Genomic DNA, 21077 nt, shown 5'->3' on the forward strand with positions numbered 1-21077 from the left:
GTCTTGCAACATACGGAGCTTCTATGTAGCTTGTTTGTGTAGTCTTGCAACATACAGCATGTACTTAAAAGAACAAACGAAAAAATATAAGAAAAATGAATATTCCTCACGATTTTGTGAAGTGCTGACGCCCGGGGGAATAGTATGCGAGAGAGACTACAGGCTCGAACCATACCCCTAGGCAAGCATGCACGAACAAAATCGTGAGATTTTAATATATATAAAGATGTTTTCACTAGTCTATAACCTAATGAAGACATCTTTTATTTTAAGTGAAAATATTTTTAGCTTATGAAAATATATACAGATGTGAAATATAAGTGTCTATACAAGGGTTATTCATTGGTCTTTGATCATTTTTATCTTAACATAGTTATATAAATAAAAATGTAAGCGATTTCTAAAAATTAAAATTAATTTTTAGAAATACATAAAAGGGGCTGTACGTATGAGTTTAAATGTTGGAATCATTGGTTGTGGTGGTATCGCAAACGGTAAGCATTTACCTAGTTTGCAGAAAATAAATGAAGTGAACATTGTTGCTTTTTGTGATATTGAAGTTGAAAAAGCGCAAGTTGCTGCTGAACAATATGGAACTGATAACGCGAAAGTTTACGTAGATTATAAATTATTGCTGGAAGATGATTCTATTGATGTTATTCATGTATGTACACCAAATAGTTCTCATAAAGAATTAACGATTGCTTCTCTCGATGCTGGTAAACATGTTATGTGTGAAAAACCTATGGCTAAGACGACAGAAGAAGCGAGAGATATGATTGAAGCGGCTAAACGTAACGGTAAAAAGTTAACAATTGGTTACCAAAATCGTTTCAGACCTGACAGTCAATATTTACGTAAAGCAACCCAACGTGGTGACTTAGGTGATATTTATTACGGGAAAGCTCAAGCTATCCGTAGAAGAGCAGTACCGACTTGGGGTGTCTTTCTAGATGAAGAAAAACAAGGCGGCGGGCCTTTAATCGATATTGGCACACATGCTTTAGATTTAACATTATGGATGATGGATAATTATGAGCCTGAATCAGTTATGGGTTCAACTTTCCATGAGTTAGGTAAAAAAGAAAATGCAGCGAATGCATGGGGACCGTGGGATCCTAAAAAGTTCACTGTTGAGGACTCAGCTTTTGGATTTATTAAAATGAAAGATGGCTCTACGATTATTCTCGAATCAAGTTGGGCTCTCAATTCATTAGATGTGGATGAAGCAAAATGTGCACTTTCAGGAACTGAAGGTGGCGCTGATATGAAAGATGGTTTAAGAATTCATGGTGAAAATTTCGGCTCTTTATATACTTCAAATATAGAGCTTGAAAATAAAGGCGTCGATTTTTATGAAGGTGAAACAGTTGATGAGGCTGAAGTAGAAGCGCGTAGTTGGATTGATAGCATTCTGAATGACAGTGAACCAGTTGTTAAACCAGAAGAAGCGATTATCATCACTCAAATATTAGAAGCACTTTACGAATCTGCTAAAACAGGTAAAGCTGTTTATTTTGATTAATAAAAAGGGGATATCGATATGAACATAACAGTATGGAACGAATTTAGACATGAAGTAGAAAGTGAAGCAATTAAAGCTGTCTACCCTGATGGTATTCACAATGTTATAGCAGGTTTTTTAAGTAAGGATCATAAAGTTAAAACTGCAACATTAGATGAAGCTGAACACGGCTTAACGGATGAAGTATTAGCGCATACAGATGTCTTAATTTGGTGGGGACATAAAGCACATGATGAAGTAAAAGATGAAATTGTAGCTAAAGTTAAGCAACGTGTACTAGATGGTATGGGACTTATTGTGTTGCATTCAGGTCATTTTTCAAAAATATTCAAAAGTTTAATGGGTACAACGTGTGATTTGAAATGGCGTGAAGCTGACGACAGAGAAAGACTTTGGGTGGTTGATCCAACACATCCTATTACAGAAGGTCTAGATTCATACATTGAGTTAGAAAAAGAAGAAATGTATGGTGAACATTTTGATATTCCTGCACCTGATGAAACAGTATTTATAAGTTGGTTTGAAGGAGGAGAAGTCTTTAGAAGTGGTGCGACATTTAAACGGGGCAATGGTAAGATTTTCTACTTTAGACCAGGACATGAAAGTTATCCTACTTATTATAATGAGCAAATCCAGCAAGTTATTAAAAATGCTGTTGAGTGGGCACGCAATCGAAACACACCGAAACATCAATATGGCAACGCTCAACCACTAGAAGAAATTAGTGAAAAATAAAATAGGAGACTTCAATTATGAATAAACTCAAACTAGGTGTCATTGGTGTTGGTGGAATCGCACAAAATAGGCATATACCAGCTTTTCAAAAATTAAATCACTTAGTAGAAATAGTAGGTGTGCAAGATATTAATGAGGCGTTATCTCAGAAAGTAGCATCTCAATTTCATATTTCGAATGTTTTTACTGAATATGAAGAAATGTTTAGTGAAGTGGATGCGGTTGTTATATGCACACCGAATAAATTTCATGCTGAAATCAGCATTGCAGCTTTAAATGCGGGTGTGCATGTGTTTTGTGAAAAACCAATGGCGATGAAACGAGAAGAATGTGATGCCATGATAGAAGCGTCGAAAAAATCTGGTAAGTTATTAGCAATTGGATATCATTATCGTTTTACAGATGCGGCTATTACTGCTCATCGTGCAATTGAAGAAGGTGTTGTTGGAGATCCACTTGTAACAAGGGTACAAGCGTTGCGCAGACGTAAAGTACCAGGTTGGGGTGTCTTTACAAACAAAGAACTTCAAGGTGGAGGAAGCCTTATAGATTATGGATGTCATTTATTAGACCTTGCTATGTGGCTACAAAATAATGCACAACCAGTAGAAGTGTTAGGCAAGACTTACAACCGTTTAAGTAAAACACCAAACCAAATAAATGACTGGGGTGCTTTTAACCATGAAACATTTGAAGTAGATGACCATGTTTCTACTTTTATAACTTTTGATGATGGTTCAACGATGCAGTTTGAATGTTCGTGGTCGGCAAATATTAAAGAAGATAAAATTCATTTAAGCATGTCCGGAGTTGAAGGTGGTCTCAATGTGTATCCATTTGAAATATATCAACCTCGATTTGGAACGTTCTTTAATGAACAAGCATATGCTGAACATAATGAAGACGAGGCAGCACAAAGACAAGCTTTAAATTTCGTTAATAGTTGTTTAGGTTTAGAAGATTTAATTGTGAAGCCGGAAGAAGCTCAGCGTGTAAGTTCATTAATAGATGCGATTTATCAAAGTAGTGAAGAAGGCAGAAGTGTAAGAATAAAATATTAACAAATTTCTAAGGGGTGTTACATATGAAAATTGGTGTATTTACAGTGCTTTTTCAAGATAAAACATTTGAAGAAATGTTAGATCATGTAGCGAATTCTGGTTTAAAAATGGTCGAAATAGGAACAGGTGGTAACCCAGGAAATCATTTTTGTAATTTAGATGAATTATTAGAAAATGAAGACAAAAGATCAGCATTTATGGATGCCATCACACAAAGAGGTTTGGAAATTAGTGCGTTTAGTTGCCATGACAATCCGGTATCACCTAATAAAGAGTATGCTAAACAAGCACATGAAACATTTATTAAAACGGTCAAATTAGCTTCAATACTAGGTGTACCAGTAGTAAACACTTTTTCAGGGATACCAGGATCAGATGAAGATTCAAAGCATCCTAACTGGCCTGTAACACCTTGGCCAACAGCATATTCTGAAATTCTAGAATGGCAATGGGAAGAAAAATTAATCCCATATTGGAAAGAAGCGGCTCAGTTTGCTAAAGATCACAATGTTAAAATAGGTATTGAATTACATGCAGGATTCTCAGTGCACACACCATATACGTTGCTGAAACTAAGAGAAGCAACAAATGATGCAATAGGTGCAAACTTAGACCCGAGTCATCTTTGGTGGCAAGGCATAGATCCAATAGCAGCAATTAAAATATTAGGCAAAGCCGATGCAATTCATCACTTCCATGCGAAAGATACCTATATCGATCAAGAAAATGTCAATATGTATGGATTAACAGATATGCAACCGTATAGTTCAGTCCAATCAAGAGCATGGACGTTTAGAACAGTCGGTTATGGACATAGCCCGCAAGTATGGGGAGATATAATAAGCGCATTAAGAATTAATGGATATGACTATGTCGTAAGTATAGAACACGAAGATCCAATCATGTCGGTCGAAGAAGGGTTCCAAAAAGCAGCCCACAACCTTCAGACAGTTAACATAAATGAATCACTAGATAATATTTGGTGGGCATAACAAAACCACAGCTTCAGCTTGTTTCAAAACTCGCTGAAGCTGTGGTTTTTAGTTTGAGATGACTTGGTCTTGGTGCCGAAGTCGTGAGTTAAGTCTTGAGTTAATCGAAGACATAGCCAAAGTCGTGAGTTAAGTCTGAAGTTAATCCAAGACATAGCCAAAGTCGTGAGTTAAGTCTTGAGTTAATCCAAGACATAGCCGAAGTCGTGAGTTAATTCTTGAGTTAATCCAAGACATTACCTAATCAATGGATGAGTCATAGATAATAATGAAATGTATGACGACCTTCTTTTTTAAAGTGTTTATTGCATATCTTCCTAATTGCCCATCTATTCCCTCCACACCAGGCTTCCGCTTCTTTCAATGTAAATGGCTCATTTTTCAATACGTATAATTCTTTCAAGTTTTCTAAATATAGTGATTGTCTTGTAGTGGTTGTTGAACAATACATACATTGCCCGTGTCTCATGCGTTCGTCTATGTGTATATGTCCTACTTTTCTACAGTGGGGGCATCTTAATCCTGGGGTTATTTTAGTGAATGGGATTAAGCTTTTAGGATAGATTTGTGAAAAATCTTGTTGCAGAGTTTTGATTTTATTCAATATAGATTTGTTTTCGTGAGTTTTATAATTTTTAAATAACTTTGGGATTTTGTGTAGTTCTGTTGGGAGTAACACTTGATTTCGATTTGGGATTTCTGTGTGAATTGTAAAAGTGGGATTGGTAAAGATGAGATATGATTCGATTTCACGGTTAATATGAAGTTTGGAGTTCATATTCTGCTCTCCTCATCTGCTGAAAAGGTGTTGGGAATATATTTCCGTAGCTATTCTTCATTTGATTATCAACAATATAGTAGTCGCCATGATAGTGTTTAATTTCTAGATTGATTATTTTTTCATCATCTACAACTAGAAAATCAATTTGAACTTTATTTTTAATATCTAGTCTGAGATTGTATTCATAATTTAATTTAAGTCCTTGATCTAAGATTGATTTAACGATTCTTTCTCCTTCTTCTCCTTTTAACTGAGTATAAATTTCTTTAGTTGTTTCATGCTCTTCTATACGATTATCAATCGCTTGAAAGTAAGTAATAGGTTCCATATATCGACCTCCTGTTTTTTTCTCCATATTATATATCATTATGTCTAAAGAACATAAATGCTTTTTTATAAAAAAAGTATAGCTGATTTAACAAAAACACTCATTCTGTAAAAAAATAAACACAAACTCAAAAAATCAAAATCATTTTTGAGTTTGTGTTTATTTTTATCGCATCTAAGAAACGCTCGTTTTTAGAACCTATAACAGGTGTTGGTATTTTTTGAACAGTACGTGATTTTCTAAATGTACATGTTCGTGTGTATCGTGTTCTAATTTCTCTAATCGTTGATATACGAGTCTCCATGTGCCGCATGCTTCTAATGGAGGTTGATAGTTATTAGTGATAGAACGAATTTCCTTCAATAATTGTCCAGCTTCTTCGTGGTCATCAATAAGTGACATGATGGTTTCAGAAAGGTTATCTGTGTAGTTTCCTGAGGACGCTTTAATTAGTTTTGGAAAAGAATGTTGATCTTCGTCTTCAATATGTTGTAAAAGTGTTTGTTTCAGTTTAGTATATAAATCTTTTAGTTCTAGTAAATATGAATGATTAGGACCGTGTACTTTAGCTAGCTTAGTAACATAGGGTGTAAGATTCTTGAACTCTTCTCTTAAAGTTTCGTGATAGCGAGATTGTATATATTGCATTAACGATGGTGCGCTTAAATATTTTATATCGATATTTCCAGTATGATCAGTTTGGGTAATGCTATTTAATTGGCTTAAAAGCGTTTCTAAATCAACATTTTTGTTATTAGAAGTTGCGTGTTCTATTGATACATCACCTCCACAACAAAAATCAATACCATATTTCCGGAAAATATCAGCAGATTTTGGGATATCTGTTACGACATCTGCAACATGACGTTCTTTAGTAATCATTTGAATGCCTCCTTTTGAAATAGTCATATATTTTAGCTTAATTATAGTATATAAAAATGGTTCTCAATATTAGGGAATTCCATTAATATGACATAGGGTTTGATAATGGGCAATCGGATAATAAGAAGCTTTTTAATTCACAAAATGAAAGCGATTGCAAATGTTTTCTATTCATAAATAAAAATTATAAAAAATAATTTAATATTTAAAAAATTAACCCTGAAATTTGATATAGTGTACATAAGGGGAGAGTGAGTTTTATGAAGAGAATTATTTTGATAGCATGTGCTTTTATAGGTGTAATAGTAGGTGCTGGATTTGCATCTGGTCAAGAAGTGCTACAATATTTCACAAGCTTCGGCATTATGGGAATATTTGGAGCTATCATAACAACAGCATTGTTTGCTTATGTAGGTATGATGCTTGTTTGGCTCGGAAGTAAAATGAAGACAGATTCACATAAAGAAGTCATACATAAAATAACTGGAAGATCCGTTATTGGCGTTATTGTAGGATGGATTATTGATTTAGTTATTATCTTCACACTATTTGGTGTAGGTGTCGTAATGTTGGCAGGTGCAGGTTCAAATTTAAGCCAACAATTTGGTATCGCACCTATTATCGGTACTTTAATTATGACTGTCCTTATTCTTTTTGCAGGTATGTTAAAAGTTGAAGGAGTAGTTAAAGTAATAGGGAACATAACACCGTTTCTTATTGTCTTTATCGTCATCATTTCAGTGTATAGTTTCTTCACTGTAGATACATCGTTTGCTGAATTAAATAAATTATCAGTGGCACATTCATCACCATTGCCAAACTGGTTTATAGCAGGTATTAACTATGCGTCATTTAATACTGCGGTAGGTGCATCAATGGCGATTGTCATGGGTGGTGCTGAAAAAGATTCTAAAATCGCTAGTATTGGTGGTTTAATCGGTGGTATTGCTTTAGGTTTAATGATTATATTAAGTCATTTAGCTATTTTCACTAAAATCGATACAGTAGGAGATCTCGATATGCCGATGTTAGGTATTGTCAATGAAATATCTCCTGTCTTAGGTGTCCTCATGGCGATTGTTATATTCGGCATGATATTTAATACAGGACTAGGCATGTTTTATGCGTTTGCTTCTAGATTTACATTTGTCGGTTCAACACCTTTCAAAATATTCTATACGGTATCTGTAATCGTTGGATTAGGCTTAAGCTTTGTAGGATTTACAGATTTAGTTGCCATTTTCTATCCGCTAATTGGCTATTTAGGGTTAGTACTCATATTAGCGCTCTTATATGCACCATTTAAAATGAAGTTTGGAAAAAAAGAACTTTAAATATCATGTTCATTATCTGCTGCAAAGGTTAACTTTGTGGCAGTTTTTATTTGTAAGTTTACATATGAATATATGTAAACGCATAATCATAAATTTCTTACTGTGTAGTCTACAATTATAAGTTATACTTCAATAAAGGGTTAAGTGACAAGAATGGAGTGATAACGTGGAAAAAATAAGAGATCAATGGTCTTCTAAATTAGGATTTATTATGGCATCTGCTGGTGCTGCAATCGGTATTGGGGCAATATGGAAATTCCCATATGTTGCTGGTCAATTCGGCGGTGGTGCTTTCTTACTGTTGTTTGTTATATTTACGCTATTTATAGGATTACCAATGTTAATATCAGAATTTATAATTGGACGTTCTACGAGTAAAGAAGCGGTTGCTGCTTATGATTCATTGGCACCTAAATCACCTTGGAGAATAACGGGTAGACTGGGCGTCGTTGGATGTTTCTTATTACTATCTTTCTACAGTGTAGTTGGTGGATGGATAACGATCTATACGCTATTAGGTTTAACGGGGAATATTATTTCTGATGATGCAAATTACGGTCAAATATTCGAACAGATTATCGGACAACCTTTCACAGTGCTCATCGGTGTATTCGTGTTTATCTTAATGAACGTCATCGTCTTGAATTTTGGTATTAAAAAAGGAATTGAACGTGCGAATAATATTTTAATGCCTTTACTATTTATTTTCTTTATCATACTTGTTATAAGAGCAGTTACTTTAGAAGGTGCATCTGAAGGATTATCTTTCTTCTTTAGTTTTAATTTTGAAGATTTTTCAGCAGAAGGTGTATTGTATGCACTTGGACAGTCATTCTTCTCGTTAGCAGTAGGCTTTTCATGTATGGTTACTTACAGTTCTTATTTGAGTAAAAAGGAAAGCTTACCTACATCAGCTGCGACCGTATCGGCTATGAATATCGTCGTTTCAATCTTAGCTGGTATGGCTATTTTCCCAGTCGTATATGCATTTTCATTGGAACCGACTGAAGGACCCGGTTTATTATTCATAGTACTACCAAATGTGTTTAGTCAAATGGCATTCGGTTCAATATTCTTAACTTTATTTTTACTGTTATTCTTATTTGCAACATTGACATCATCTTTCAGTCAATTCGAAATCATTATTTCGGCATTAGAAAAAGAAGGTAAAAGATCTAGAACTAAAATTGTATGGATAATAGGCTTGTTAACATTTATTGCATGTATACCATCTTCATTATCATATGGTGTTCTGGCAGATGTATCTATATTCGGTAAATCTATATTCGATGCAACAGATTATTTAGTAAGTAATATACTTCTACCGATTGGATGTTTGCTCATAGCGGTATTCATCTCATTTAGAATGGATCAAGCAATCGTGAAAAAAGAATTCCAAATGGGTAACCAACTATCTTTAAAATGGTTTGAATTATGGAAATTCTTAATGAGATATATCATACCTATCATTATTATTATCGTATTTATATGCTCACTTTAAATTCGAAACGAAATCCATGAAAAGAGGTGTCATAATTGGAATTTAAACAGTTGAAGTATTTTGTGGAAATCGTTAGAAATGGTGGTATGACACAAGCTGCAGATTATTTGTTTGTAGCGCAATCAACAATAAGTAAAGCTGTTAAAAATCTTGAGAATGAATTTGATGTAACACTTTTTGACCGTTCTCAAAAACATATTAAACTGACAGATACGGGAGAAGTATTTTATGATAAAGCAGTAGAATTTTTAACGTTATTTGATCATTTAACATTAGAACTCAATGATATATTTGAAGTTCAACGAGGACATATCAGATTAGGCTTATCACCGATGATAAAAGTGGATCTCATTACAGATAGTCTGGAAAATTTTCATAAGAAATACTCGAATGTTACATATGAAGTGACTGAAGGCGGCGGGAAAGCGGTAGAACACTATATCAATAAAGATGAAGTGGATATTGGTGTAACAACATTACCCGTAGACTCTTCTAAATATAATAGTATGCCTTTGTATAAAGAAGAGTTGTTTTTAGTCGTTTACAAATCACATAAGTTCGCTCAAAGAGCACAAGTTGCCATTAGCGAACTGAGAGATGAGGAATTTGTGCTATTTCATGATGATTATTATTTAAGAGATATGATTATAGAAAATTGTCGTAAAGAAGGTTTCTATCCAAAAACTGTAGCGAAAATATCACAACTGACTTTTATAAGCAATATGATAGAGAGGGGACTAGGACTTTCAATAGTCCCTCGAAGCATAGCAGAGCAAATGAGTAATGATGTTAGAATGATTGAACTTAAAGGTGAGAAAATATATTGGCATCTAGGACTCATTTGGAAAAAAGGCGCATACGTTAACAACGTTACAAATGAATGGATAATATTTTTAAAAGAATCACTAAAAAAGAAATAAGCAGCTTGGGAGATCATTCCCTTTCTTATAATAAATCACCCAATCCGTTGGATACATTTTCGGATTGGGTGATTTTTATATTTCTGATTTTTTTATGTATTCCAAAACGGAATAGTTTATATCGATAATATGTATTTTATTAATAGTTCAAATGCCCCTATAATGATGTCTATAACGATTTATAAAAGGTTGTGTTTAAATGATGAAACTATTTATTAAGATACTATTCCAAGTATCTCTCATATATATGATTACGCAAATTGGAAAATGGCTACAAGAAATACTGCATATACCGATTGCTGGAAGTATTGTTGGCCTCGCATTTCTGTTTTTCTTGCTATTAACGGGTATTTTGCCTGAGCATTGGATTGAAGTTGGCGCTAATAAATTGATTAATGTTATGATTCTATTTTTTGTACCTTCTATTGTTGGTGTAATGGATATCGCAGATCAAATTGGACCAAGCTACATCATTATGGTTGTGTTATTGATTATAACGACGAGTTTAGTTGCGCTGTCATCTGGCTATGTTTGTGAAAAGATTTTAAATATAAATAAAGCGAATAAGGAGAATGCATCATGATTATAAAAACAATTACAATGATATTGTTAACACTTGGATGTTTTATAATCGCTAAGAAATTACAACTTAAATATAACCATCCTATGCTTAATCCTGCGCTCATATCTTCAATCATGATAGTGAGCGTATTGCTTATTCTAGGATTCAACTATACAGACTATATGACAGGTGGCTCTTGGATACATCAATTTTTAGATTGTTCGGTTGTGAGCTTAGCGTTCCCTTTATATAAATATAGAAAATTAATTGTCGCGAACTTTAAAATTATCATTTCTAGCGTATTAACGGGTATTATGGTTAATTTTATTGTGATATATGGCGCACTTTATGTAATGGGCTACCCTAGTTCGACTATTGTTACCGTATTGCCAAGATCGATGACGGCTGCAGTAGGTATAGAAGTTTCACATCAAATGGGTGGAACAGATACGATAACCGTTATGTTAATTATTGCTACGGGTTTAATAGGTAGTATTCTAGGTAATTTCTATATAAGTAAAGCTAGGTTTAAAAGTGATTTAGCGAAAGGTTTAACGTATGGGAATGCATCCCACGCATTTGGTACAGCGAAAGCATTAGAGACTAACTTGCAAGCAGGCGCGTTTAGCACAATTGGTATGATATTAACTGCAGTGTTAAGCGCAATTTTGTTACCTTTTCTTTACTTAATGATGACTTATATTTAAATTGTTAATAATAGTGAATTATAAAAGAAGTTATGGTGTAAAATCACTATAACTTCTAATTTTTTGTGAAAAATCATAGAGAAATTCATAATTTTAATATAAATTTTTATTCATTAATTATGTATAATAATACGAAATAAAAGTATGTAAGGTTTGTAATGTTTGTTAAATAATAACTTAACGCAACCGTTATAGCAATATTTGTAAAGATTTTAAATACTTGTTTATATATATTTATTCATAACAAGCGACATTCTTCATTGTATTTAATTTGCATTATTATTGAAAAAACTATAGTGTCTTTATTGTGATTTAAATCATCGTGTTCATTAATAGTGATTATATTGACGATGTACATTAATCGACAACGAGGAGTGTTCAGAAGTGAAGAAACATAAAGTAATGGACTGGTGGACATTTTACGGGACGGTCGCTGTATTGCTTGTAGCAGTTATACCGATGATGGTATTCCCAAAAGCTAGTCAAGAAGTTATAACAAGCCTTAATGACATGATCTCAAATTCATTAGGTCCATGGTATTTATTACTTGGCTTGATTGTATTTGCGTTTGTATTATACATAGCGTTTGGTAAATATGGAAACGTTACTCTAGGCAAAGCGAGTGATAAGCCTGAGTTTAATAATTTTAGTTGGATATCTATGCTGTTTTGTGCAGGTATAGGTTCCGATATTCTATACTGGGGTGTAATAGAGTGGGCGTTTTACTATCAAGTGCCGCCATATGGTGCGAAAGGTATGACAGATGAAGCACTCCAATATGCAACAATGTATGGCATGTTCCATTGGGGACCGATTGCATGGGCTATTTATGTGTTACCTGCATTACCTATTGGATACTTAGTATTTGTTAAGAAAAAACCGATTTATAAAATCAGCCAAGCTTGTAGACCAATTTTAAAAGGGCAAACTGACAAATTTGCTGGTAAAGTTGTAGATATTTTGTTTATTTTTGGTTTGCTTGGTGGTGCAGCAACATCTTTAGCACTCGGTGTACCAATGATTTCAGCAGGTGTTGAACGACTAACAGGACTCGACGGTGAAAGTATGGTCATGCGAAGTATCATATTAATCATCATCACAGTTATATTTGCATTTAGCTCATATACAGGATTGAAAAAAGGTATACAAAAATTAAGTGACATTAATGTTTGGCTAACGTTCTTAATTTTGGGTATCGTACTGATTGTTGGTCCGACAGTATTTATAATGGAAACTACTGTAACTGGATTTGGTAATATGCTTAAGAACTTCTTCCAAATGGCAACTTGGTTAGAACCGTTTGGTGGAATTGGAAATAGAAAAGAAACCAATTTCCCACAAGACTGGACGATATTCTACTGGTCATGGTGGTTAGTATACGCACCATTTATAGGTCTGTTTATCGCGAGAATTTCAAAAGGGCGTACTTTAAAAGAAGTGATATTAGGAACAATTATATATGGGACTTTAGGTTGCGTATTATTCTTTGGTATTTTCGGAAACTATGCTGTCTTTTTACAAATTTCAGGACAGTTTGATGTTATTCAATTTTTAAACCAACATAGTGCAGAAGCAACTATTATAGAAGTAATGCATCAATTACCATTCCCCAAAGTGATGATTGTCTTATTCTTAATCTCAGCATTCTTATATTTAGCTACTACATTTGATTCGGGTTCATATATATTAGCTGCAGCAACTCAAAAAGAAGTGATTGATGAACCATTAAAAGCAAATCGCTTATTCTGGGCCTTTGCTTTATGTTTATTACCATTCTCTTTAATGTTAGTAGGCGGAGAACAAGCATTGGATGTTTTAAAGACTGCTTCTATTTTAGCGAGTGTACCGTTAACAGTTATATTTGTTATGATGATGATCTCATTTATACGAACATTAAATGAAGATCGGATTAAATTAGAAGAACGAGCAGACAGGCTCAAAGAAGTAGAACGACGTTCATTAAGAATCGTCCAAGTTCGAGAGAAAAAAGAAGACGATAATTTATAGATTGTTTAAAAAATGTTCGTAATTTTTGAGAAGAAATTACGGGCATTTTTTTATATTAAATTGACTGAAAATTAAAAAAGAACAGTTGACATCATACTGTGTATCGGGTATGCTAAACATCATAATTTATTATTTCTTAGTATTCTTATCTGTTTAAAATAATTTACTGTAAATCGATGGATTTTTAGACAGAAAAACGAGAGAAATAAGCATAAGGAGGACGTTATATATCATGGCAGAAGTGTTAACTTATGAACGTTTTGACACTGATCCTTTTAAAGATATTGATATTGACGATGAAACGAAAGGTGCATATCAAATAATTAAATGGGCATATGAACATTACGGAGATTCTATAGTATATTCTTGTAGTTTCGGGGCAGAAGGTATGATTTTGATAGATTTAATATCAAAAGTTAAAAAAGATGCGAAAATCGTATTTTTAGACACAGATTTACACTTTCAAGAAACTTACGACTTAATTGATCGTGTTAAAGAAAGATATCCTTCATTGAATATCGAATTAAAAAAACCGGATTTAACATTGGAACAGCAAGCTGATCAATATGAACCAGCTTTGTGGACGAGTGATCCAAATCAATGTTGTTATATAAGAAAGATTAAACCGTTAGAAGAAGTATTATCTGGTGCGACAGCTTGGGTTTCAGGGTTAAGAAGAGAACAATCTCCAAGTAGACAAAATACAGATTTCATTAATAAGGATGAAAGATTTAAAGCTATAAAAGTTTGTCCTTTAATTTATTGGACTTGGGATGATGTATGGGCTTATATGGAACGTCATGATTTAACTTATAACGAATTGCATGATTCCAATTATCCTAGTATCGGGTGCATACCTTGTACATCACAAGTTTCGTCTTCAGGGGATTCACGTGAAGGAAGATGGAAGAATTTCAACAAGACTGAATGTGGACTGCATACAGCGAATAGTAAACCTAAGTAAATGATCTAATTAAAAGATTTTTATAATCTTTTTTTAGTATAAAACATACTATTCCAATAAGAATAGTAAAATTGTGTAATTTAAAAATTGGACAGGATGAGGTGACATTTTTGGAATTAACAGTAACAAACAGCCCATTTAATCAAGAACAGTCAGAAAAATTAAATCAAGTACTTTCAACGCTTACAAAAGAACAGAAAGTTTGGTTTAGTGGTTATTTAATAGCGGCAGCTGCCCAAAGTAATCAATCAAGCGTGTCAGTTGTTGAACCAACTGTAGCAGTGAGTAATGAACCAAAACCAAAAACGAGAGACATTACAATATTGTTTGGTTCTGAAACAGGAAATGCTCAAGGAATAGCTGAAACGTTAGAAAGTAAATTAAAAGAAAATGAATTTAACGTTAATCTTGCATGTATGGAAGATTTCAAAACGAAAGATTTAAAGAAAGTAGAAGATTTATTTATCGTTACTGCAACTCATGGTGAAGGTGATCCACCTGATAATGCCATTACTTTCCATGAGTTTTTACATAGTCGTAAGGCACCTAAGTTAAATGACTTAAGATACTCTGTCTTAGCTCTAGGAGATGAGTCATATGAATTCTTCTGTCAGACGGGTAAAGATTTTGATAAGAGACTAGAAGAACTAGGAGCAGAGAGATTACATCCTAGAGTTGATTGTGACTTAGACTTTGATGAACCAGCTGAAAAATGGATGGAAGACATCTTGAATTCAATTGGACAAACATCAGTTCATGAATCTGATGAGCCAGTTAAAATTGATTCAGAAGATATATCGGCTACTCAAACGTATTCTAGAACTAATCCTTACGAAGCTGAAATACTTGAGAACATTAACTTAAATGGTAGAGGTTCAAATAAAGAAGTCAGACACATTGAGCTATCTTTAGAAGGTTTCAATGATTCCTTTGAACCGGGAGATTGTATTGGTATATTCCCTAAAAATGATCCGGAAGTAGTATCAGAATTAATTGAAACACTCGTTTGGGATCCAGATGAAAGTGTTCCTATTAATGATGCAGGCGATACGTTAAGTCTTCGTGATGCACTTACAAACCATTTTGAAATTACAAAACTTACAAAACCAATTGTTACGAAAGCAGCTAATATTTTTGGAAATGGTGTGTTATCCGAAAAAGTTAAAAAAGACAGATGGATATACGGATACGTTGAAGGTAGAGATTTAATTGATTTACTCAATGATTTCCCACCAGAAGATTTACAGCCAGATGCGTTACATCAAATTTTAAGAAAATTACCAGCTCGAGAATATTCAATTGCGAGTAGTTACCAAGCGACACAAGATGAAGTACATCTTACAATTGGTGCCGTTAGATATCATGCAAATGATAGAGATAGAAAAGGTGTTTGTTCAGTTCAATTCGCTGAACGATTAGAGCCGGGAGATACAGTACCTATTTACTTGAAAAAGAACCCGAACTTTAAGTTCCCTAAAACAAATGAAACACCAGTTATCATGATTGGTCCTGGTACAGGTGTAGCACCATTTAGATCTTATATTCAAGAAAAAGAAGAACTAGAACTTAATAATAAAGCATGGTTATTCTTTGGAGAACAACATTTTACAACAGACTTTTTATATCAAACAGAATGGCAAGGCTGGTTGAAAGATGGTGTGCTTGATAAATTGAGCGTTGCTTTCTCTAGAGATTCAGAAGAAAAAGTATACGTACAACATAGAATCGAAGAAAATGGTAAAGAATTTTATCAATGGATTCAAGAAGGCGCTGCTATATACGTTTGTGGAGATGAAAAGCACATGGCTAAAGATGTGCATCAATCCATTTTGAATGTCATTCAAAAAGAGGGCCATTATAACGAAGAAGAAGCAGAAGAATTTTTAACTCAATTGAAAAAAGACAGAAGATATCAAAGAGATATTTATTAAGAGGGGGCATTATTGTGAGCACTCAAACTAATTTATCCGAAAAATTAGATGAACTGGAACACATTAAAAATAGAAGTAATTATTTAAGAGGAACAATTAAAGAAGGTTTAGCAGATGAAATCACTGGCGCAATAGCTGAAGATGATACGAAATTGCTTAAATTCCACGGAAGCTACATGCAAGATGATAGAGACATCCGTGACGAGCGTCGTAAGCAAAAGCTAGAACCAGCTTATAGCTTCATGATTAGAGTTAGAGTGCCGGGTGGTACTGCAACAGCTGATCAATGGATTGCAATGGATGATATTTCTACAGAATATGCAAACGACACAATCAAATTAACGACAAGACAAGCATTTCAATTCCATGGCATTTTAAAAAGAAACTTAAAGAGTTCTATGCAAAGTATTCATCATGCAGTGATGGATTCACTTGCAGCATGTGGTGATGTAAACAGAAATGTTATGTGTAACCCGAATCCGTATCAATCAGGCGTTCATAAAGAAGTCGATCAACTTGCAACTGATATTAGTGATCACTTATCTCCACAAACAGGCGCGTATCATGAAATTTGGTTAGACGACGAAAAAATTATTGATACTAAAGAAGAAGTAGAACCAATGTACGGTAGAACTTATTTACCTAGAAAATTCAAAATCGGTATCGCTGTACCACCTTCAAATGATATCGATGTTTACTCACAAGATATTGGACTTATTTCAATTATTGAAGATGGCCAATTAGTTGGGTTCAATGTCACTGTCGGCGGTGGTATGGGTATGAAACATGGTAATACTAAGACATATCCTCAAGTAGGTAGATTGCTTGGTTACTTCCCTAAAGAAGAAGCAATTGATGTTTGTGAAAAGATTTTAACAATTCAAAGAGATCATGGTAATAGAGAGAATAGAGCAAATGCTCGATTCAAATATACAGTTGATCGACTAGGCGTGGATTGGATTCGTGAAGAGTTGAATTCAAGACTTGGTTGGGAAATTGAAGAGCCAAGACCATTTGAGTTTAAACATAATGGAGATCGTTACGGTTGGACTGAAGGTAGTGGCAAATGGCACTTTACACTATTTATACAAAATGGGCGTGTGAAAGATACACAAGACTACAAGCTAAAAACAGCTTTAAGAGAAATTGCTGAAATTCACACTGGAGATTTCCGTTTAACACCTAACCAAAACTTAATTATTGCTAATGTAGACAAAAGTAAAAAGAATGAAATTCAAAAAATTATAGATAAATATAATATTACAGACGGCGAACATTATACAGGACTTAGAAGAAATTCAATGGCTTGCGTAGCTTTCCCTACTTGTGGTTTAGCAATGGCTGAATCTGAACGTTATTTACCTACACTTATTAATAAAATTGAAGGTCTTTTAGATGAAGCGGGCTTAAACGAAGAAGAAATTACAATTCGTATGACAGGTTGTCCTAACGGATGTGCGAGACCAGCATTAGCTGAAATTGCATTTATCGGTAAAGCACCAGGTAAATACAACATGTATCTTGGTGGTGGATTCAAAGGAGACCGTCTAAACAAACTATATAAAGAAAATATTGGTGAAGATGAAATTTTAGAAAGTTTAAAACCAATTCTTATTCAATATGGTAAAGAAAAAAATGATGGCGAACACTTTGGAGACTTTGTTATCCGTAAAGGCATTATTAAAGAAGTGCATTCAGGACAAGACTTTCATAGTTAATCAAAAAATGGGGTGAAAGAATGGGCAAAGTATTCTTGGTTGGTGCTGGACCGGGCGATCCAGATCTAATAACAGTTAAAGGTATTAAAGCAATTAAACAGTCTAACGTCATTCTTTACGATCGACTCGTTAATAAAGCGTTGCTTGATTATGCGACTGAAGATACAAAAATGATTTACTGCGGAAAAAGCCCTGACAATCACTCATTAACACAAGATGAAATTAATGAGTTACTTGTGAAATTATCTTTAGAAGGTTATACCGTTACACGACTAAAAGGTGGAGATCCCTTCATATTCGGTCGTGGTGGTGAAGAAGCAGAAACATTAAAAAATCATGACATCCAATTTGAAGTTGTTCCAGGTATTACAGCTGGTGTTGCAGCACCAGCTTATGCCGGAATTCCTGTAACTCATAGAGATTACAGTTCGTCAGTTGCTTTTATTACAGGTGTAATGAAAGATTCGGTTGATGAAGATGAATATTGGAAACATTTAGCTTTAGGTCCTGAAACGCTTTGCATTTATATGGGTGTCAAAAAGCTGCCAGAAATTAAAAGATTGTTAGTAAAACATGGTAGAAGTTCTGATACACCTGTTGCATTAATACATTGCGGCACATCAAATCATCAAGTAACGGTTACTGGAACTTTAGATGATATTATAACGAAATCTAAACATATAAAAAATCCTGCAATGATCGTCATAGGAGAAGTTGTAAAACTAAGAGAAAAGATGAGTTGGTTTGAGGAAGTAGCAGACGAACAACATGTTCCACAACTTATTTATTAATACTGGAGGGATACAATGATAGGCGTATTATATGTCAGTCATGGTAGCAGAATTAAAGAGGCGACAGATGAGGCTATTTCTTTTATTGAATCCGTTAAAAAGAAAATAGATATTCCACTACAAGAAATTTGCTTCTTAGAGTTAGCACAACCTGATATTCAGCAAGGTGTAAAAAAATTAATAGACAATGGTGCTACTGAAATATCTGTTATACCAGTATTATTGCTCAGCGCAGGTCATTATTTTAAAGATATACCTAATGAAATTGACGAAATAAAGAAATCATATCCAGAAGTTACATTTACTTATGGAGAGCCTTTAGGTGTTCAACCAAGATTAACAGCTATTCTTAAAGCGCGCATTGAAGAAACGAATGTTTCACTCAAAGAAGATGCGAAATTGCTCGTTGTAGGAAGAGGAAGTTATAATCCTCAAACTCAAATAGATATATCAGTTATTGGCAATGCATTAAACGAAACGACTGAATTTAAAAATGTAGAAGTTTGTTATTTAGCTGCATGTGAGCCTTCCTTTGAAGATGCGCTACAAAGAGCGTTACAAGCAGAACATTCTCAAATATTTATAGCACCTTATCTCTGGTTCACTGGCGTTTTAGAACGTCATATAGAGAAAACGGTTAAAGAACATAATACGAAAAGTGACATTATCGTATGTGAACATTTAGGTCATCATCCTTCTATACAAGAAGCATTGAAAGACCGTGTACTTGAAACACTTACTACTCAAAAAGTCTGAATATATGATTAAAGGGTGATTTAAATTGGCATATGTTCCTCTCAATATTGATTTAACAAATAAGCAGATTAAAGTCATCGGCGGTGGAAAAATTGCTGAACGAAGAGTGAAAGCCTTGCTCGATAGTGATGCAACGATTCACGTCATCAGCCCAGACCTGACAGGCAATTTATATCAACTTTATCTTGATGAAAAAATAATATGGTATAAAAAATCTTTCGAATCAAAGGATTTGGATAATGATGAACTTATTATTTCTGCTACAAATCAAGAAGAGGTAAATGATGTTATTAAAAAGTCAGCCCCTATTCATAGTCTCATCAATATGGTCGGAGATGCACAAGGTGGCAACGTTATATTTCCTGGGACATTAAAACGAGGGAAATTACAAATAAGCGTAACTTCAACTGGTGCAAGTCCGAAGTTAGTTAGTAATATTTTGAATGATTTAGATAAGCAATATCCTATTGATTATGCAGAATATGTAGATTTCTTATATGAATGTCGCATAATCATTAAATCATTAGACCTAGAAAAAGCAAAAAAGAATCAATTGTTAGAATCCATTTTATCTGATCAATATTTTGATGAAGATGAACAAGAGAAATTAACAAATTGGTTAAAACGACAACCTAAAAAGAGGGCAAGAGAGGAGTAGCATATGCGAAAACTAACGATATTTGCAATTGTGGGATTTTTAGCTCAATTAATTGATGGTTCTCTCGGGATGGGATTTGGCGCAACTTCTTCTTCACTATTATTAACATTTGGTGTTGCCCCAGCAATCGCATCTGCAACAATTCATTTTTCTGAAGTTGCAACGACAGCAGCGTCTGGTATATCACATTTAAAGTTTAAAAACGTAGATAAATCCATCATTTTAAAACTTGCTTTACCAGGTGCAATTACAGGGTTTATAGGTGCGGGTGTGCTTAGTAACCTACATAGTGATTTTATAAAACCATTTATAGCCATATTTTTATTAACGATGGGTGTTTATATTATTTATCAATTTGTGTTTAAAAAACAACAAAACAATAAATTAAACAGTGGTAAGTTATCTGGATTTGTCCTTGTTCCTCAAGGCGCTATTGCAGGATTTTTAGATGCAATAGGTGGAGGAGGCTGGGGTCCAGTTAACACACCTTTATTGCTATCTCAAAATAAAATTGAACCGAGATATGTGATTGGTACTGTTTCAGCGAGTGAATTTTTTGTAACAATTTCTACTTCGTTAGGCTTTATTATTTTCCTTGGATGGAGTCAAATTAACTTACTACTCGTTGTGGCATTAGCTTTTGGTGGTGTAGTTGCAGCGCCATTCTCAGCTTGGTTAGTGAAAACTTTACCAGTATATGTTCTTGCAGTACTTGTAGGCGGACTAATCATATTTACAAATAGCAGTGTATTATTAGGTAACTTTGTAAGCAATGAAGCAACAATCAACATAGTAAAAATTGGTATTGTCGTTGCTTGGTTAGGTCTCGTCTTATTTACACTTTACCAACATAATAAATTTCCTTTCAACATTCAAAACCAAAAATCAAAAGAAGTAGACCAAATTAATTAATAGGAGTGAACA

General features: G+C 34.0%; 20 protein-coding genes. 17 read left to right on the top strand and 3 right to left on the bottom strand.

Annotation, left to right across the window (positions count from 1 at the left end):
* The first annotated feature begins 448 nt into the window (after nucleotides 1-448).
* The 4 genes from PYW35_RS01160 to PYW35_RS01175 are packed head-to-tail and all read left to right on the top strand — an operon-like array spanning nucleotide 449 to nucleotide 4313.
* Complete coding sequence (locus tag PYW35_RS01160; RefSeq protein WP_103323647.1) at nucleotides 449-1525, top strand: Gfo/Idh/MocA family protein; 1077 nt, start codon at nucleotides 449-451, stop codon at nucleotides 1523-1525.
* Between the two features lie 18 nt (nucleotides 1526-1543).
* Nucleotides 1544-2260, top strand: coding sequence for a ThuA domain-containing protein (locus tag PYW35_RS01165; RefSeq protein ID WP_103323648.1), 717 nt, complete (start codon nucleotides 1544-1546; stop codon nucleotides 2258-2260).
* A gap of 17 nt (nucleotides 2261-2277) precedes the next feature.
* A complete protein-coding gene (locus PYW35_RS01170; RefSeq protein WP_103323649.1) occupies nucleotides 2278-3321 on the top strand; it encodes a Gfo/Idh/MocA family protein in 1044 nt (347 codons plus the stop codon).
* A 23-nt stretch (nucleotides 3322-3344) separates the two neighbouring features.
* A complete protein-coding gene (locus PYW35_RS01175; RefSeq protein WP_103323650.1) occupies nucleotides 3345-4313 on the top strand; it encodes a sugar phosphate isomerase/epimerase family protein in 969 nt (322 codons plus the stop codon).
* A 256-nt stretch (nucleotides 4314-4569) separates the two neighbouring features.
* Here PYW35_RS01175 and PYW35_RS01180 read toward each other — a convergent pair whose 3' ends face one another.
* The 3 genes from PYW35_RS01180 to scdA form a co-directional block, all read right to left on the bottom strand.
* Nucleotides 4570-5091: a hypothetical protein gene (locus PYW35_RS01180; protein ID WP_239102465.1), complete on the bottom strand. Its 522-nt coding sequence runs from the start codon at nucleotides 5089-5091 to the stop codon at nucleotides 4570-4572.
* Nucleotides 5069-5422, bottom strand: coding sequence for a nuclease-related domain-containing protein (locus PYW35_RS01185; RefSeq protein ID WP_239102466.1), 354 nt, complete (start codon nucleotides 5420-5422; stop codon nucleotides 5069-5071). The genes PYW35_RS01180 and PYW35_RS01185 overlap by 23 nt, the downstream gene beginning before the upstream one ends.
* 198 nt (nucleotides 5423-5620) lie before the next feature.
* Nucleotides 5621-6304 carry an iron-sulfur cluster repair di-iron protein ScdA gene (gene scdA, locus PYW35_RS01190; RefSeq protein ID WP_103323651.1) on the bottom strand — a complete coding sequence of 228 codons (684 nt, stop codon included), beginning with the start codon at nucleotides 6302-6304 and terminating at the stop codon, nucleotides 5621-5623.
* A gap of 260 nt (nucleotides 6305-6564) precedes the next feature.
* On the opposite strand from scdA, the gene PYW35_RS01195 reads away from it, so the two are divergent.
* The 13 genes from PYW35_RS01195 to PYW35_RS01255 all read left to right on the top strand — a co-directional run bounded on the left by PYW35_RS01195 (nucleotide 6565) and on the right by PYW35_RS01255 (nucleotide 21065).
* The gene (locus tag PYW35_RS01195) at nucleotides 6565-7638 is read left to right on the top strand and encodes a YkvI family membrane protein (RefSeq protein WP_016912031.1); all 1074 of its coding nucleotides are present in this window, start codon (nucleotides 6565-6567) and stop codon (nucleotides 7636-7638) included.
* Between the two features lie 166 nt (nucleotides 7639-7804).
* Complete coding sequence (locus PYW35_RS01200; protein ID WP_103323652.1) at nucleotides 7805-9139, top strand: sodium-dependent transporter; 1335 nt, start codon at nucleotides 7805-7807, stop codon at nucleotides 9137-9139.
* A 35-nt stretch (nucleotides 9140-9174) separates the two neighbouring features.
* Nucleotides 9175-10059 carry a LysR family transcriptional regulator gene (locus PYW35_RS01205; RefSeq protein WP_103323653.1) on the top strand — a complete coding sequence of 295 codons (885 nt, stop codon included), beginning with the start codon at nucleotides 9175-9177 and terminating at the stop codon, nucleotides 10057-10059.
* 199 nt (nucleotides 10060-10258) lie between these two features.
* Nucleotides 10259-10642 (top strand): CidA/LrgA family protein, encoded by a 384-nt coding sequence (locus tag PYW35_RS01210; RefSeq protein WP_016912028.1) that lies wholly within the window; start codon nucleotides 10259-10261, stop codon nucleotides 10640-10642.
* Nucleotides 10639-11328 carry an LrgB family protein gene (locus PYW35_RS01215; protein ID WP_016912027.1) on the top strand — a complete coding sequence of 230 codons (690 nt, stop codon included), beginning with the start codon at nucleotides 10639-10641 and terminating at the stop codon, nucleotides 11326-11328. Before PYW35_RS01210 ends, PYW35_RS01215 begins: the two co-directional genes overlap by 4 nt.
* 384 nt (nucleotides 11329-11712) lie before the next feature.
* Nucleotides 11713-13335, top strand: coding sequence for a BCCT family transporter (locus tag PYW35_RS01220; RefSeq protein ID WP_016912026.1), 1623 nt, complete (start codon nucleotides 11713-11715; stop codon nucleotides 13333-13335).
* Nucleotides 13336-13567: 232 nt separating this feature from the next.
* On the top strand, nucleotides 13568-14299 hold the full coding sequence (locus PYW35_RS01225) for a phosphoadenylyl-sulfate reductase (protein ID WP_103323035.1): 732 nt from the start codon (nucleotides 13568-13570) through the stop codon (nucleotides 14297-14299).
* Between the two features lie 110 nt (nucleotides 14300-14409).
* On the top strand, nucleotides 14410-16230 hold the full coding sequence (locus PYW35_RS01230; protein WP_103323036.1) for an assimilatory sulfite reductase (NADPH) flavoprotein subunit: 1821 nt from the start codon (nucleotides 14410-14412) through the stop codon (nucleotides 16228-16230).
* 14 nt (nucleotides 16231-16244) lie between these two features.
* The gene (locus tag PYW35_RS01235; RefSeq protein WP_390894122.1) at nucleotides 16245-17948 is read left to right on the top strand and encodes an NADPH-dependent assimilatory sulfite reductase hemoprotein subunit; all 1704 of its coding nucleotides are present in this window, start codon (nucleotides 16245-16247) and stop codon (nucleotides 17946-17948) included.
* A 20-nt stretch (nucleotides 17949-17968) separates the two neighbouring features.
* Nucleotides 17969-18739, top strand: a complete 771-nt coding sequence (gene cobA / locus PYW35_RS01240; RefSeq protein WP_103323038.1) for a uroporphyrinogen-III C-methyltransferase — start codon at nucleotides 17969-17971, stop codon at nucleotides 18737-18739.
* Nucleotides 18740-18754: 15 nt separating this feature from the next.
* Nucleotides 18755-19495, top strand: coding sequence for a sirohydrochlorin chelatase (locus tag PYW35_RS01245; RefSeq protein ID WP_103323039.1), 741 nt, complete (start codon nucleotides 18755-18757; stop codon nucleotides 19493-19495).
* A 25-nt stretch (nucleotides 19496-19520) separates the two neighbouring features.
* Nucleotides 19521-20153 carry an NAD(P)-binding protein gene (locus tag PYW35_RS01250; RefSeq protein ID WP_103323040.1) on the top strand — a complete coding sequence of 211 codons (633 nt, stop codon included), beginning with the start codon at nucleotides 19521-19523 and terminating at the stop codon, nucleotides 20151-20153.
* A gap of 3 nt (nucleotides 20154-20156) precedes the next feature.
* Entirely contained in the window at nucleotides 20157-21065 is a 909-nt protein-coding gene (locus PYW35_RS01255; protein ID WP_016912019.1) for a sulfite exporter TauE/SafE family protein, read from the top strand.
* Nucleotides 21066-21077: the final 12 nt, after the last annotated feature.

This window comes from Mammaliicoccus vitulinus (assembly GCF_029024305.1).
Lineage (GTDB): Bacteria > Bacillota > Bacilli > Staphylococcales > Staphylococcaceae > Mammaliicoccus > Mammaliicoccus vitulinus.

What these genes read in the sequence shown, in the direction of transcription:
- PYW35_RS01245 (WP_103323039.1), top strand. Translation starts at nt 18,755, where the DNA reads ATGATAGGCGTATTATATGTCAGTCATGGTAGCAGAATTAAAGAGGCG.
- PYW35_RS01160 (WP_103323647.1), top strand. Translation starts at nt 449, where the DNA reads ATGAGTTTAAATGTTGGAATCATTGGTTGTGGTGGTATCGCAAACGGT.
- PYW35_RS01210 (WP_016912028.1), top strand. Translation starts at nt 10,259, where the DNA reads ATGATGAAACTATTTATTAAGATACTATTCCAAGTATCTCTCATATAT.
- PYW35_RS01185 (WP_239102466.1), bottom strand. Translation starts at nt 5,422, where the DNA reads ATGGAACCTATTACTTACTTTCAAGCGATTGATAATCGTATAGAAGAG.
- PYW35_RS01175 (WP_103323650.1), top strand. Translation starts at nt 3,345, where the DNA reads ATGAAAATTGGTGTATTTACAGTGCTTTTTCAAGATAAAACATTTGAA.
- PYW35_RS01215 (WP_016912027.1), top strand. Translation starts at nt 10,639, where the DNA reads ATGATTATAAAAACAATTACAATGATATTGTTAACACTTGGATGTTTT.
- PYW35_RS01195 (WP_016912031.1), top strand. Translation starts at nt 6,565, where the DNA reads ATGAAGAGAATTATTTTGATAGCATGTGCTTTTATAGGTGTAATAGTA.
- scdA (WP_103323651.1), bottom strand. Translation starts at nt 6,304, where the DNA reads ATGATTACTAAAGAACGTCATGTTGCAGATGTCGTAACAGATATCCCA.
- PYW35_RS01225 (WP_103323035.1), top strand. Translation starts at nt 13,568, where the DNA reads ATGGCAGAAGTGTTAACTTATGAACGTTTTGACACTGATCCTTTTAAA.
- PYW35_RS01255 (WP_016912019.1), top strand. Translation starts at nt 20,157, where the DNA reads ATGCGAAAACTAACGATATTTGCAATTGTGGGATTTTTAGCTCAATTA.
- PYW35_RS01165 (WP_103323648.1), top strand. Translation starts at nt 1,544, where the DNA reads ATGAACATAACAGTATGGAACGAATTTAGACATGAAGTAGAAAGTGAA.
- PYW35_RS01180 (WP_239102465.1), bottom strand. Translation starts at nt 5,091, where the DNA reads ATGAACTCCAAACTTCATATTAACCGTGAAATCGAATCATATCTCATC.
- cobA (WP_103323038.1), top strand. Translation starts at nt 17,969, where the DNA reads ATGGGCAAAGTATTCTTGGTTGGTGCTGGACCGGGCGATCCAGATCTA.
- PYW35_RS01170 (WP_103323649.1), top strand. Translation starts at nt 2,278, where the DNA reads ATGAATAAACTCAAACTAGGTGTCATTGGTGTTGGTGGAATCGCACAA.